At 32.5% G+C, this 13,791-nt stretch carries 24 protein-coding genes; all 24 read right to left on the minus strand.

Annotation, left to right across the window (positions count from 1 at the left end):
* Positions 1–24: 24 nt before the first annotated feature.
* The 24 genes from OCL94_RS05815 to OCL94_RS05930 all read right to left on the minus strand — a co-directional run bounded on the left by OCL94_RS05815 (position 25) and on the right by OCL94_RS05930 (position 13,729).
* Positions 25–1,221 (minus strand): phage major capsid protein, encoded by a 1,197-nt coding sequence (locus OCL94_RS05815; RefSeq protein ID WP_262995506.1) that lies wholly within the window; start codon positions 1,219–1,221, stop codon positions 25–27.
* A gap of 14 nt (positions 1,222–1,235) precedes the next feature.
* Complete coding sequence (locus OCL94_RS05820; protein ID WP_262995508.1) at positions 1,236–1,805, minus strand: HK97 family phage prohead protease; 570 nt, start codon at positions 1,803–1,805, stop codon at positions 1,236–1,238.
* Complete coding sequence (locus tag OCL94_RS05825; protein WP_262995510.1) at positions 1,805–3,034, minus strand: phage portal protein; 1,230 nt, start codon at positions 3,032–3,034, stop codon at positions 1,805–1,807. The genes OCL94_RS05820 and OCL94_RS05825 overlap by 1 nt, the downstream gene beginning before the upstream one ends.
* A 205-nt stretch (positions 3,035–3,239) precedes the next feature.
* Positions 3,240–4,955, minus strand: coding sequence for a terminase large subunit (locus OCL94_RS05830; RefSeq protein ID WP_262995512.1), 1,716 nt, complete (start codon positions 4,953–4,955; stop codon positions 3,240–3,242).
* Entirely contained in the window at positions 4,955–5,437 is a 483-nt protein-coding gene (locus OCL94_RS05835) for a phage terminase small subunit P27 family (RefSeq protein WP_262995514.1), read from the minus strand. The genes OCL94_RS05830 and OCL94_RS05835 overlap by 1 nt, the downstream gene beginning before the upstream one ends.
* A gap of 173 nt (positions 5,438–5,610) precedes the next feature.
* Positions 5,611–5,991, minus strand: a complete 381-nt coding sequence (locus OCL94_RS05840) for an HNH endonuclease (RefSeq protein WP_262995516.1) — start codon at positions 5,989–5,991, stop codon at positions 5,611–5,613.
* A gap of 127 nt (positions 5,992–6,118) precedes the next feature.
* Positions 6,119–6,544 carry a hypothetical protein gene (locus OCL94_RS05845; protein ID WP_262995518.1) on the minus strand — a complete coding sequence of 142 codons (426 nt, stop codon included), beginning with the start codon at positions 6,542–6,544 and terminating at the stop codon, positions 6,119–6,121.
* 10 nt (positions 6,545–6,554) lie between these two features.
* Positions 6,555–6,791, minus strand: coding sequence for a hypothetical protein (locus tag OCL94_RS05850; RefSeq protein WP_262995519.1), 237 nt, complete (start codon positions 6,789–6,791; stop codon positions 6,555–6,557).
* Positions 6,792–6,814: 23 nt separating this feature from the next.
* Positions 6,815–7,378, minus strand: coding sequence for a hypothetical protein (locus OCL94_RS05855; RefSeq protein ID WP_262995521.1), 564 nt, complete (start codon positions 7,376–7,378; stop codon positions 6,815–6,817).
* A 9-nt stretch (positions 7,379–7,387) separates the two neighbouring features.
* Entirely contained in the window at positions 7,388–7,771 is a 384-nt protein-coding gene (locus tag OCL94_RS05860; protein ID WP_262995524.1) for a hypothetical protein, read from the minus strand.
* Between the two features lie 16 nt (positions 7,772–7,787).
* Positions 7,788–8,192, minus strand: coding sequence for a hypothetical protein (locus tag OCL94_RS05865; RefSeq protein WP_262995525.1), 405 nt, complete (start codon positions 8,190–8,192; stop codon positions 7,788–7,790).
* Positions 8,193–8,252: 60 nt separating this feature from the next.
* Entirely contained in the window at positions 8,253–8,615 is a 363-nt protein-coding gene (locus tag OCL94_RS05870; protein WP_262995527.1) for a hypothetical protein, read from the minus strand.
* A gap of 182 nt (positions 8,616–8,797) precedes the next feature.
* Positions 8,798–8,923, minus strand: coding sequence for a hypothetical protein (locus tag OCL94_RS05875; RefSeq protein ID WP_262995529.1), 126 nt, complete (start codon positions 8,921–8,923; stop codon positions 8,798–8,800).
* A gap of 14 nt (positions 8,924–8,937) precedes the next feature.
* Entirely contained in the window at positions 8,938–9,315 is a 378-nt protein-coding gene (locus tag OCL94_RS05880) for a hypothetical protein (protein WP_262995531.1), read from the minus strand.
* A 64-nt stretch (positions 9,316–9,379) separates the two neighbouring features.
* Positions 9,380–9,538 carry a hypothetical protein gene (locus OCL94_RS05885; protein ID WP_262995532.1) on the minus strand — a complete coding sequence of 53 codons (159 nt, stop codon included), beginning with the start codon at positions 9,536–9,538 and terminating at the stop codon, positions 9,380–9,382.
* A 16-nt stretch (positions 9,539–9,554) separates the two neighbouring features.
* A complete protein-coding gene (locus OCL94_RS05890; protein WP_262995534.1) occupies positions 9,555–9,776 on the minus strand; it encodes a hypothetical protein in 222 nt (73 codons plus the stop codon).
* Complete coding sequence (locus OCL94_RS05895) at positions 9,773–10,300, minus strand: Holliday junction resolvase RecU (protein ID WP_262995536.1); 528 nt, start codon at positions 10,298–10,300, stop codon at positions 9,773–9,775. Before OCL94_RS05895 ends, OCL94_RS05890 begins: the two co-directional genes overlap by 4 nt.
* A gap of 149 nt (positions 10,301–10,449) precedes the next feature.
* On the minus strand, positions 10,450–10,707 hold the full coding sequence (locus OCL94_RS05900; protein WP_262995538.1) for a hypothetical protein: 258 nt from the start codon (positions 10,705–10,707) through the stop codon (positions 10,450–10,452).
* The gene (locus tag OCL94_RS05905) at positions 10,704–10,940 is read right to left on the minus strand and encodes a hypothetical protein (RefSeq protein WP_262995539.1); all 237 of its coding nucleotides are present in this window, start codon (positions 10,938–10,940) and stop codon (positions 10,704–10,706) included. Before OCL94_RS05905 ends, OCL94_RS05900 begins: the two co-directional genes overlap by 4 nt.
* A gap of 21 nt (positions 10,941–10,961) precedes the next feature.
* Entirely contained in the window at positions 10,962–11,279 is a 318-nt protein-coding gene (locus OCL94_RS05910) for a hypothetical protein (protein ID WP_262995541.1), read from the minus strand.
* Positions 11,280–11,296: 17 nt separating this feature from the next.
* A complete protein-coding gene (gene ssb / locus OCL94_RS05915) occupies positions 11,297–11,779 on the minus strand; it encodes a single-stranded DNA-binding protein (protein ID WP_262995544.1) in 483 nt (160 codons plus the stop codon).
* Positions 11,772–12,086, minus strand: a complete 315-nt coding sequence (locus tag OCL94_RS05920) for a hypothetical protein (RefSeq protein ID WP_262995546.1) — start codon at positions 12,084–12,086, stop codon at positions 11,772–11,774. Before OCL94_RS05920 ends, ssb begins: the two co-directional genes overlap by 8 nt.
* Positions 12,079–13,032 carry a DnaD domain protein gene (locus OCL94_RS05925; RefSeq protein ID WP_262995548.1) on the minus strand — a complete coding sequence of 318 codons (954 nt, stop codon included), beginning with the start codon at positions 13,030–13,032 and terminating at the stop codon, positions 12,079–12,081. The genes OCL94_RS05920 and OCL94_RS05925 overlap by 8 nt, the downstream gene beginning before the upstream one ends.
* Complete coding sequence (locus tag OCL94_RS05930; protein WP_262995550.1) at positions 13,022–13,729, minus strand: BRO family protein; 708 nt, start codon at positions 13,727–13,729, stop codon at positions 13,022–13,024. The genes OCL94_RS05925 and OCL94_RS05930 overlap by 11 nt, the downstream gene beginning before the upstream one ends.
* Between the last annotated feature and the right edge of the window lie 62 nt (positions 13,730–13,791).

Raw genomic sequence — 13,791 nt, forward strand, 5'->3', positions numbered from 1 at the left:
ATATCCTCCTAAAGTTTTATTTAATTAGACTGCTGGTGAAAACGTTACTTTTACAACAGCTTTTGGATTTTTAACATGTGCATCAATTCGAATGATAGGCGTGAATACTTTACCGTATTGATTCCAAATCTCATAATTTACATACAACTCTTTACGTTTAAATAAAATAGCTGCATCTTTAAGAGATCCGATATACATAGTATTTGTACCAATAAGCTCTTTGTCGTAAAGTTTTACGTCTAATCCGAATAACTTAGTACCACTTTCAGAAGTAATTGATGGTTGTAATAAATAGTTGCCTTGAGAATCTTTCATCTTATCAATAATGTCATATACATCATCTGATAATACGATTTGTTTTTTGTAGCGTTTTTTAATACCAGTGTTAATAATAGTTTTTAATCCATCCAATGTCGTAACTGATTTAGCTTCTAAAGGTGCTAATGCGTCTAAAATCTTTTTATTTTTAGTTGCCACAATCGCTTCTGCTACTTCTTCATTAATGATTGATTCAACTTCAACACCATCATCTAATGATTCCCAAGACGCTTTAATTAGTCCACGGTGAGTTTCAATTTTGTACTCTTGGTTCCCTAATTTACGTAAACCTAACTCAGGTGATTCTTCTAATTCTGCAACTGTTGGAAGTGGCGCTAATGCAGTATCATCGTTACGTACTGGATATGTACCACTTAAATGAGTAACGTTTTTAACAGTGACTAAATCTTCGAGTGAATCTAAGTCTTCCGTAAATTTTTCAATTGAAGTTACAACCTCTGGTGGTACTAAGATACCTGCATCAGTTGTTTTGATACCTGCTCGCTTTTCTCCTGTAATTAAAAAGTGTCGATAGTCAGCTACTGCCGTGTTTTGTTTTTGATGATCGTTCAATACCACTTCTTCGATTAAGTTTGAATTTGTCATGCTTCTCTTATCTCCTTCTTCTTGTTTTGATTGTTCTACTATTTTTGTTTCTTCTTTAACTTCAGTTTTTTTTGTCACACCAGTCGTTTCTTCTGATGTTTCTTCTTGTTGTTCTTCTTTATTTTCTTCTTCAGCTTCCATTTTTTGTTCAGCTTCCTCTTTTTCAATATCTGATTTAAGCTGCTTAACTTCTTCCATTAATTGATTTGCTTTTTCTAAGTTGCCGTTGTCAATTGCTTCTTTTAATTCGTTGTTTTTAGTTTCATACAATGTTTTATTTTCTTCTAATGTCGCCATAATATGCTCCTTTGCTATAAATTTAAATATTCATGTTCAAGTTTTAGTAGACTTAATTTACGTCTGCGCTCAATCTCGTATTTTTCAATACTGCGCTGTGCAATTTTTACATCGCTTGTTTTGTATGCTGGTAAACTCACAATGCTGATTTCACGAATATTATCTATCTTAGTAATCGTATGTTTATAAATTTTTTCGTCAGGATCATACTCGATTTGTTTACCTTCATCACTCGCAAAAAACTCAAATGAACATTGATTAATGTTACCAGCTTTAATAGACTCGTATACATCTCTTGCTAAGTTTGTATTTGGTAATTTTGCTTTGAAACGCAGACCAATATCATCCACTATTATTTCTAACGTCTTTGCAGTTTGGCGCCCCAAAACATTAGACCAATCATGATTAAACAACAATCTGACATCATCAAATACAGTACCATTCAATGCTTCAGGTAATATCACTTCTCTGAAATTACCTAGTATTTCAGACCATTGATTAAAACGTAATGCATAACCCTCAACGACCATATCACTCTCGCCAACCTCAATATTATTAGCTAGCGTTCTTACTTCTGTCTCCATTAGTTATCACCACCTTTTTTGTTAGATGCTTTATTAAGTTGATACTCGTCTACAATGTCACTATTAACGTAATTCAGATTTGTAACGAACTTTGCGCCAATGTCATTATTGAGTTGTTTATAACCTAATTTGGCACGGGCTTCGTCTACGCTAATTAAACCTAATTCACGTTGAATTTTTACGTTTTCATGTAACTGTTTCGTATCAATATTTTTGTATTCATCAACATTGAACTCTAGTTCAATCAATATATTTGAATCCAATTTATAAAGCTCTGATGTTATTACATCGAGATAACTCTTCAAAGTACTTATTAAATAGTCTTGATTTAACTGTGATAAATCCAAGTTCGAGGTACTGATACCAAATTTATGAAGTGGAATACCTGTAACTTGTGCAACTGCTGACTTTGATGTATTACTTGTGTGAACGACTTTTATAAGTTCTGTATCTATAGAAATTGGCTTATATTCAAAGTCATCATCAAGTACTACAACCGATGAGCTATTATGTAATCCTGCATTTGCTTTCTGCCATTCATTTTTTACTTCTAACTTTGATTCAGGCGATAAGCTTTCGCCCTTTGCCGTTAGAATTCCGCCAGCGTGTGTACCGTTTCTAAAAAAATTATCAAGAAAATCTTTACTTGATTTATTAATGTTTAAATCTGCTTTAAGTGATCGTAATGGCGAACGTCCTACAACGCCATCAGTTGATAACATTTTGAAATGTAACATGTCTTTACTCAGTACAACACGCGTCTCATTGTCATTTGTAGTACTATAATTTCTGACCTGATACTTTACTTCTTGAATATGATTCGGATTTTTAGTAATTATCACTTTTACATTTGCATGAGGTATTAAATCAAGTTGTATAGCTCTGCCTGCTTCATTTCTAGTAATTTCGACAAATACATTACCATCGAGAATTAAGTTAGCTACAATAGCATATTTTAAGTTGTAGGCACTCATAAAATTATTAGGTCTTATATTCAACAAATTTAATAAATCTTTATCGCGTTCTGATTCTATTGATGTCAACTTAAGACCTGCGATGTCGCTGCTAATCATGTGAACGGCAGTGAGTACGTCAGAATTTTGTAAAGCATCAATACCAACAAAGTCTATTTCATTCCAATCGCTCGTTGTAATTACTTCAAGAAAAGAACTAATATTATCTTTTATGATCGTTAAATCTCTTTTTTGATTCTTGGAAAAAAAATTCATTGTTTACCTCCTTTCTTATTTACTCGCAATAAAAAAAGACCCATTCAGGTCTTTATTAAAAATGCTATTAAAATTAGTGTGATCCCTAATGAAATCAAAAATACAAATGTACTAAATGTTATAAATATAGCGTAGATAATTGTGATGATACCTACAAAGAATAACACCAAATGTATATAAGCAAATAGAATGTCTAGTAATTTTCTCAAAATATAATACCTCTCTTCTTTATTTTTTCATCGAGAGATGGTTTAGCATACTCGTGAAATTGTGCATCCGTATAAGCATTCATTCCAGCAACAATAGGATCTATTTTATTTCTTGCTTTCGTCTTATTAATTAATAAGTTATCATTAACCATTTTTATTCTTGCGTTTCTGACTGATATGTTTAGCAACTCATTATTACTATGTACTACTTTGCCCTCTATGATGTCATATCTAAATTGTTTGATTGTTTCAGACAATCCCATCATGCTTTGAGCAACCTCAATTAACTTAAATTCCGGGCAACGCGTTTCCATATCTATCAGCCACATACTTGCTAAGTTTCTATCATAGTAAATACCTTTGACATTTAATTTGAAACGGTTAGCATAATCAATAATATAATCGGTTATCTGTTTATAATTAATTAATCCGCTTCCCAAATCTGTAAGCGTACCTATACCGTTATCAATAAAGTTTTGATAGTTTATCTTGTCGCGTTTAATCTTTAAATCAAAGCTACCTTCATAACCGAAAAAACCATGTGTATCAATGTACATTTTATTTTGAAGGGCATGAATAGCAGTGACTGCGCTTATATCTCCTAAACGTGATAAATCGACACCAATCCAACAATCTGTTCCCGAAATATCAGGCGCATCAATCGTATTACTTTCCCAATCTTTTATATTACAAAACGAATCTTCTTTGTGACTATTTGCCTGCCACAAGTTAAAGTTTTTAATTTTGATATTTGTAAGCTGTCCTTTTTCTTCCTGCTCTTTAATATCAGTTTTAATATTTCTCATGATAACTTTTCTTTTAGCTTCGTTTTCAAGTAATGGCATTGCTTTAATCCAAAGCGATTCGTCTCCAATTTCTTCTTCACTGTCCATCTCTGCACAGTAAACGAAATAATTTTCATCAACGATTTCTTGATTAAGCAACTTTGTAATATATTGATATTCTTCCGCATACATTGGATTGTTTAGATCATCACCGGCCGTACTAACAATTAACGTCAAAGGGTTATCTTGTTGTGACATCCCTGTCTTTAATCGTGAATACATTTCTGTATCAGGCAAACCGGCGAACTCATCAAGTATTGCCATACTCGGATTTGTACCGTCTACTGCATCCGGATTGTTTGCCAGGGCTTTTATAGTGCTTTCAGACGGAAGATGTTCAATAGATGTACTAATAACTTTAATATTTTTCTTCATGTACTTCGATTTACTACGTAGTTGATTAAGTTGTGACTTGGCCATATTAAATATTACATTAGCTTGTTTGAATGTTAACGAACTAATATATATTTCACGGCCACGTTCCGGAGCTGTACCGAAAATCATTTCGTACTGACCTAAACCATTAACGATTATAGATTTACCTTGTTTTCGTGCCATTGATATATAACCTTTTGTAAATCGTCTGAATGAAGTTCCTTCATACACCCATCCATATAGTGATCCAACGATAAAATGTTGGAATAACATTAGCGGCATTGTTTTACCCGTTTTTGTATCAGGTAACATTGCCAAATAATCAGAGACTTTAATCGCTAGTTCTGGTCGCCACTCATATCCTATTGGCGGATTTTCAATATCTCTTAAATGTCGTTCACAAGTTAAAATATTCTTCTTACTTGCTATTATTTCACCGTTTACTACTTTCTTGGCGTATATTGTAGCGTAATCAGGTCTAATAGGAGCCATTAACTATCTCCTCCTAAAAGACTTGATAAAGGATCTTCTTCATCTGTTTCTTCCGGCACTAATCGCATACGTGATTCCATTGACATTCCCAACAAACTACCATGAGATTTTATTTCTTTAAATAAATCTATTTTTTGACGTCGTTTACTGATAAGCATTTTATCTAAATCAATATAATACTCTTTTTTAAGCTCGTCTTTTATAGAATTTATTTCTTCGGTTATATCGTGATATTCAGAAACCAGGTCACAATATTGAATTAATATCTGCTGATCTAATTGGCTTACTGGAATCGAACCAAATAATTTAACTACTCTTTTGTATTCTTTTTTTGCTACATTTGAAAGATATTTTGGAGGCGTTTTATTAATTGGCTCGAATTCAGTTAGCTTCTTTTCTTTTTCTGCCTTTGCCTCTAACTCTGCTGTTGTGTAGTGTTTACTTGTGTTCGCTAGAGGTTTTGGCTTTCTGCCAACCCCCAAAATATCACCACCTTTCAAAAAAAATTCTATTTCGGGAGACCGTCACACTTTTCAAAAAGGGAACTTAGAAAAGAAGAGGGGGCTCCGTTCTTTTCGTCTTTTCAAAACAAAGGGTCTAAATTGACGGGGGGGACTTTTTTATATCCGAAAAAATTATTTTTTTATTTTTAAAATTAAATTTTATATTTTCTTTCGTCTTGTCTCGTCTTTTTGTTGTGACATTGATGACATAGCAATTGTAAATTGTCGTCATCTAATCGTTTAGACCATTCAACTTTGCTTGGTATGATATGATCTACAACATTACCAGCAACAATTAAACCTTCTTTAAAGCAATATTGACACAAATGATTGTCTCTTTTGATGATTTTCTTGCGTTTATTGCGCCATTTTGCGCTTTTATAGAAAGAAATATATTCTTTATCGTATTTATATCTATCTTTGTTGTACTTCGCTTGTGTTGTGGCATCTGCATGCTTGTGACAGTACCTGTCAGGCTTCTCTATCAGTTCTCTACATCGCGGATGCGCACACTTAATATATAATGCTATCACTATCATCTCCTTATATAACAAAAGACACCTACAGTTTGCAGGTGTCTATAACCATCTATTAAATCAAAGGAGGTACACACCTATTATAAACTCAACACAACAATACATTCACATTAATCTTATTCGACTACTTTGTTGCTTTTGTTGTATTTGACTTCTTTGAAGCATTAGAGAATAATTCGACTATCTTATCTACTCTCTTACCTACTTGCGACTTGTGCAGTCTTACTAACAATCCTATTTGAGTATGACTGTATCCACGCTTTAAAAGTTGTAAGATATAAATGTCTTTGTCATTAGTAATCATATTCTCGTGTTCATCAATAAACTTAACTTTAATTGCTAATTTCTTTATGTAGTTATGTGTGTGTTCTCTTTTTAAAATTTGATTATATACTTTGTCACTTGTAGTTCCTTTTGTTTTTGGCATGGTAGAATCAATTCCATATTGTGCAATACTCGTACTATCTCCGCTTAATAAGTCCGCTTCAATCGCTGTTAACATCCACGGATAATCTTTAAGCATCTGTCTGATTTCGTTTGGTGTGTACATCTGTTCCCTCCTAAATCAATTGCAATTGTTCGTTATGTCCATAGTGTTCATATAACTCGTCTTCTGTCTTAAATATCCCTATCGCGATGCCACCAACAAACTCTAAACTTATAATCACACCAGCATCATTAATTGTATATAGTACTTTGCTAATGTGTTTATCGCTCACCCTGTATCGATTGATAATGTATTTGTTATAAATCTCTTTGAACTCTTCGAAATTGATTTTAATTATTTCAGTGACCATATCTACTCTCATTTCTGTTTAGATTACTTTACAACTTCAACTTCATTATTTTTAATTTTCACTTTGCTGCCTTTCGCAATCTTTTTATAAACTTCCGGTGTCACAACATACAACCTATCATCACCGTCTTTTTCGACGGTGATCGTATAGATTGGTTTACTCGATAAGCTTTTCAACTTTGTCTTTAAATCACTAATGTAATGACTGCTATGTCTTACAGAATCATTATGATTACTGAATAGTAAGTAGTACATTAACCAGTTATTTTGATAGATAGAATTGTTATAGTAATAGTTACTATCATTTCTTCTGTACGATGGTTTAATTAAAGACCTACCTAAACTATGCGTTTTATAACCTAATCTAGAAGTAGAGTTAATTCTAGAAGAGTTACTCATTCTTGATGTCGTATTCATTCTTGATATAGATGTCTTTGCTGCATTCATTGATGAAGATCGTGATACTGATGAACTTCTCGAAACACTTGACGATGAGCTTGCTCGTCCTGATGCGCCTTTAGCATAAACATCATCTGTCACATATAAATTAGCAAGTAGTAATGTACATAATAATATTCTCTTCTTCATTAATCACACCTACTTAATAACTGACTTGTCTTTAACTTCAGTAGTAAACTCTTTTTCATTGTTATAGATCATGTATGGTTGTCTAAATATGTACACATCATTAGTATCACTCTTACGAGTCATAAACGGTTTTTGATTTGGATCTTTTAAAATACGTTCATAATAATTTGATGCTTCTTTGTAAATATACTTAACAACTCCATTATCTTTATATGCAATTTCATATAGACCCTCTGAGTCATCACCATCAGCTATCATTTCAGAGTAAACAAGATCATACTTCTCAGAACTTTTAACACTAGATTCTTCTTTCTTGTACTTTTGATTTACCTCCGCTTCGCTGCATCCAGAAAGCAATCCTACTACTAATAATCCTGTTAATATTTTTTTCATTTTAAATTCTCTCCTTTTAATTACATTCATCTAATAATTTTTGAAGTTCGCCATTCTCAAAAACGATTTGATCATTTAATACTTTATGACCTGACTTTAATTCATCTAATTTATCGATATGTTTATCGATTATTGGTTTAATATACTTTTCAAACGTTTCTACGATATGTCTTGTAGCTTTTGCTTTCGTTGACATATCTTCTAATTCAAAAGCAAAGAACTCAACGCTTCTTATTTTTAATCCCGTTTCAAAATCACTAAATGTATATGTGATTTTATTTGGATCAATATTAACGTTACCATGCTGAGTAAATAAACGTCCGTTATAGTCAATTACATGAGCATACACTTCTTTAATTTCATTTTCATAAGGTATTCTTACTTTTGCGATATTGCCATAAATTAATATATTATCTTGCATTGTATTACCTCCACAATATTTATGTCTTCAAAATAAAATAATGTAAGTTTAATTTTATTATTAATCTCTATCTACTATCTCTACATCATCATTGTTTTTATAAACACCTCTCACACGTATTCCATTATCATCAACAAACATGAATGTAGTACCATTTTCAAGGATTGTACATTTTTTATGTACGTTTAATTTATGCACTATTACATTATTATTTTCATAAATAGGTTTGTTATGCATATCATAACCACCCGTAAATGCACCTAATGTATCTTTGTCGATTGGTGTCCACTGCTCTACTACGCAATATTCATCGTTTGCTTCAATCATTGAACCCTCTAAAATGTAACCATCAAAATATGCACCTTTGATATATTTGCCTGTAATTAGCGACTTCGCTCTAACTGTTGTCCTTAATTCGTTCATAATATCCTCCTAATAAAACTTTTATTTTATTTATTTGTTTTTATTTCTGATATTACATCTTTTATTATTGCTATGCTCAAACCTATAGCAAGAATAACGAATAATAACACTAACATCTCAGCACTCATATTATTTCCTCCTAATAAATTCACATAATCGTAATTAACATAATTGTGATTATGCTACTTCAACATATTATTAAACTTATCTATTAACCATTTGGTAAATTGAGTAAAGTGTAATGTTCTATTTAATTCTTTCATGAAGTCATCACACGCTTTTTTAAATTTTTCACGATGTTCAATCATTTGTCATTCTCCTATTAGTGTTTAACTGCATAAGAATAAACATATTGTAATGCTTTCAGCCATACATGATTGCTTAAATGAGTATCTTTCTTACAATCTTCCTTTGCATTATCAATAGATTCACATATAAATTCTTTAAAATTATTAATGATAATAAGCCTATCTAATGCTATTTTTACTGTTTCTTTCAGTCTCTTTTCAAGTTCATCAGCACGTTGTTTTTGTTGTTCGTAAAGTTGTTTGAAATAATTACTTTCAAGAAATTTCAAATCAACCTTAGTTCCGATTCCAAATCCATCTTCAATTCTTCGAAGTTCCACAATATGTTCTTCAATACTATAAACTTCCCATTCTTTTGACTGCCAAATAACTTTATCACCTACTTTAATCAACCAACCCACGCTCCTTATAAACTTCACCATTGTTAACATCAAGCGTTAAATAGACATCATCAATTTAATCATTTCGAATCTCCTTGAATGTTTCATAAAATATCTTTTTAGGCACCTTGCCAGTTACAACTTTATTCCATTCGTCCGTTCCTGCGATGTGAATATAGTTTTTACTTTTTCCTGTAATCGTATAAAATCCACCGTATACTATATCTTCATACATATGATCACCGCTTCAACTAATAATTATTATCGCGTCTTAATCTGATGCTTCTAATTCTTTTAAATGCAAAATCAAGGACACTATTAAAGCTTCTTGCTGCATTTTCTGCAAAGTCAGAAAGTTTTTCGATAGGCACTAGTAAATTATTTGAAGTGGAAAGCACTTTAGTATTTTGCGATTTCTTTCGTTTGTGTCCTTGCTCTGCCCACAATATTGCCCTATGTCTTCGTGATTTCATTTGACAGCCTCCATGTTTTTTCTACCAGCATCTAGATAGTCAAAGAAATAACCGTATTTAAATTTAACGATTGGTTTCTTATTATCTTTAAAATATGCATAAGGTATACTTTTTCTATTTAGTGTTTCCATCAATTCAACAAATTCATCTATATCGATTCTGTACATTTCATCAACATTTCTAAAATATATTAATAAAAAGGCTATACCATTTAATAAACTAACTTTCTTTAAGTATTCGATTTGATGTGATTTAACTGCTGCAAAAGAAAACGCAGTCTTTTGACACTCCTTAGTATCAAATGCGATAAATTGACCGTGTTCTGTAAGACCTGTAAAGTCTACTGTTGATTTCTCTGTATATTTAGCACCAATCAAATCATCACCTTTACGAATTACTTTTGTTGGAGTTGGTATTTTATTGATTAATGCTATATTGCGATGTGCATACATACGATTTGTGTTAGTAATGACATCTTCAAGCCATTTACCTCGTATGCCATGTCTGTTATAATATGCGACCAATATAAGATGCTCCTTTTCGATAGATATTGAAGCGGTACATTACCGCTTCAATCTATTTTTTAATTTGATGATCATTAATGATTTTTTCACAGTATGATTAAAAGATTGCTTATAACTACTTGATTTAATTGACGTCATATTCACACCTCTTAATTTAATTTTTTAACGTCCCAGCGCTCACTGTTAAGAATCGGTAATATATAATTAACTTTGAAAAATGGACGTCTCATAAATCCATTCATTTCAAAGGCAATTCCGTCCCAGGTACTACTCCTAAATATCTTTTTACGTCCATTCGGGAAATAGCATTCAACGATAATTCCTGATTTATTTTCTGTTTTGTTAAATTCACACTTAGAATACTGTTCGAACTGATTAATTATTGTTTTAGCGTATAGGCTCATCATAATGCTTCACTCGTTTCTAAGAAGTCGAATAAATCAGGTTGTTTTAATTCATCAAGAAAATACAGTTTATTTTTCTTTTTAAAACTTTGAAATTCTGATTCATTCATTCCACATGTTCTTATTGCTGGGTTATCTGAAATTTTTACAATCTGATACATGTCATTTTTCAAAGGCAATACATTGCATTGCTTTACGCCTTCTCTGTTAAATAAAAATCCTAGCTTTCTAGTCATTAATAACATCCTTTCTATTTGCTATATCTGTAATAGCTGTTTTATTTGTTGCGTGTATCCGTACTTACCAATTAACTCATCCAAAAAGTCTGAATTAACTTCTAGATACTTTAGATAACTCTTTTTCAATGGCATGTTATGCTTGTATATACTTTCTATTTCTCTTCTGTTTTCCGCTTCTGTTAATTCAACGCCATCCCAATGTTTTGCTGCAACTTCATACGAATAACCTTTTCTAACGCGTCGTCGATATTTAAACTCATCAACACCATTATTAATCGCAACGTTTAGATAATAATAAAATTCTCTTGGGTGTTCTATCGGTCGTCCTCTAGCCATCTCGTCACTCCTTTACGTTAAAAAGGTAAATCATCATCGCTAATATCAATCGGCCCTGATTGATTAGCAAATGGATTATTTGGTGGTGTCGACGATTGAGCTTTATTATGCTTTTCTTGATAATCATCTGGTGATTTAGCTTGTGGATATTCTTCGTACTGACTTCCGTCATTACGAGTCCCTTTTGGTTCTAAAAATTGAACTGACTCACAAACGACCTCAGTAACATATACTCTGCGACCTTCCTGATTGTCGTAACTACGTGATTGCAATCTGCCATCTACTCCAGCTAAGCTACCTTTTTTTAAATACGCATTCACGTTTTCAGCTTGTTTACGGAATACGACACAGTTTAAAAAGTCTGCTTGTCTTTCACCTTGCGCATTTGTGAATGTGCGATTGACTGCTAATGTAAAGGTGGCTACTGGTACGCCTGATGGTGTCACTCTGTATTCTGGATCCTTTGTTAAACGTCCTACCAATACAACTCGATTAAGCATGTAATTTACTCCTTATTGATTTTATTTTTATGATTTCAACCGTGTTATTTTTGTATTTTTGTTGCAGTTTTGAAATTGCTGAATCTACACCAGTTGCAAATATTGAAAATAGTCCATCTTCGACAATCATCAAGTTATCTTTGTATAAATTAAACGTTATGTCATAATACTGACTTTTTGCTTTGACTTGCTTACTTACGAGAAATACAGTTCCATTATGAGATTTCAACTTAATTTCATTACCAGCATTCAATAAATCAATATCTTGTTCTGTAAGTATTAATCCGTCATAAATTACTTTAGGCATGCTTTTCGTCATCCTTCCACAAGTTGCTTAATTCAGACTGAACTTTTTTTCTGTATGCATCCAACTCTTCTGGTGTCATGTCATCTTTTTTTAGTGTTGTCCCTGGATGGTACTCATCTGCTACCCATGCTGGTGTCACTTCTTTTGATTGAGTGTTGTAACTGTTTCTCTTTTGTCTCGCTTTATGTTCTGCTTGTTCTCGTGTAGTTACGTTCTCCGATTCACATCGTCTTAGAACGCCTTGTATATATCCGTAATGCGTCTTGTTGTTTAGTAATGCTTGCTCCATCGCATACATCACTAAATCAAATCCAAACTTAGCAAGATCATCCGTTATGAAGTTCACAACTTTAATTGCCTGGTGCATGTTTATATTTTGTTCAAAGAAACTATATAATTTTTTAAATTCATCAGTTTCCACCGCCGCTACCTCTAAGGTGTTATTTGTAGTGGTGTTATTCTTTATATTGTTATTCTTAAGACTGTTATTCTTAAGACTGTTATTCTTAGTCCCTACGTTTTGTTCCGATACAAATTGTTTCGATACGTTTTGTCCCGTTACGATTTGTTCCGTAACAATTTGACCCGATACGGAAGTGTTATCGGTATTATTTGTTACCGTAACAATTTGACCCGATACTGATTCGTGATGTATCGTATAAACGTTGTTGCTAAAACCATTTGTTGTTCTATGTCTTTCGATGGTTAAGTAACCTGCATCCTCTAGTTGCTTTCTATACTTCTTAAATCTTTTTTCACTTATGTTTAACTGACCGCATATTAATTCGACGCTTGGATATGCTGATTCAGATGATCCAGCATAAGCAGATAAAAATGCGTACAACGCCTTTGCTTCTATGTCGATACTTTTATCAATCATTACATTCTTAAATACAAGGCCATAGCCCGTTATATTTGATTTAATTACGTTATTATCATTTGTCATTTATATCACCACTTAACTCCGCTTCAATTTGATATCCTATCTCACTAGGCAAATGCCATGTCTCAATAAATTTAATTGCTTCTTTGTACTTTCCTCTAGGAATACTTTGATAATTTGGTACTTTAAAAGCTGTATATAAACTTCTGTACAATGCAGAATATACTTTTCTGCTAATCTTACTTATTGGTATACCGTTAAATTGATTCTTCATCACTTCCATCGCTTTACGTCTAACTGTTTGCTGAATATGTTTAGACTCGCCCGGGAATACTGGTATAGCACTCTCAATTGCTTCTACACGTTCGACTAGTTCGTTGTTACCTTGTGCAATTAACTTAATCTGTTCTTGAGTTGTCAAAGGCTTAACTTGATACGTACCTGTCATTCTTAACGTCGGTAAAACATCGTCAAATACCCACTCTTCAAACTGCTGTGCTGATTCTAATTTCGAATTGCTAATCAATCTATATAAATTTCCTTCACTGATATACTTCTTTTCTTGCTTTCTTCCTAAGGTGTCGATGACGTCGTGAAACACGACCCCATGTTCTTTTACGTGACGTTTAATGGCATCTCGTGGATTTGAGTATCCTAATTTAAGCGCGACATCTGTCGCAGGAAAAAATACTCTTCCTTCTCTTTCTAAAACTTGTAATGATCCAAATTGTTCATTATCAAATATTTTTAATTTGCTCATGCAATCGCTCCTTTTTTCTAATTAATTTGCTATAATTTTCTTAATCTTATTTAAGAAAGGGG

The organism is Macrococcus capreoli, assembly GCF_025628935.1.
GTDB lineage: Bacteria > Bacillota > Bacilli > Staphylococcales > Staphylococcaceae > Macrococcoides > Macrococcoides capreoli.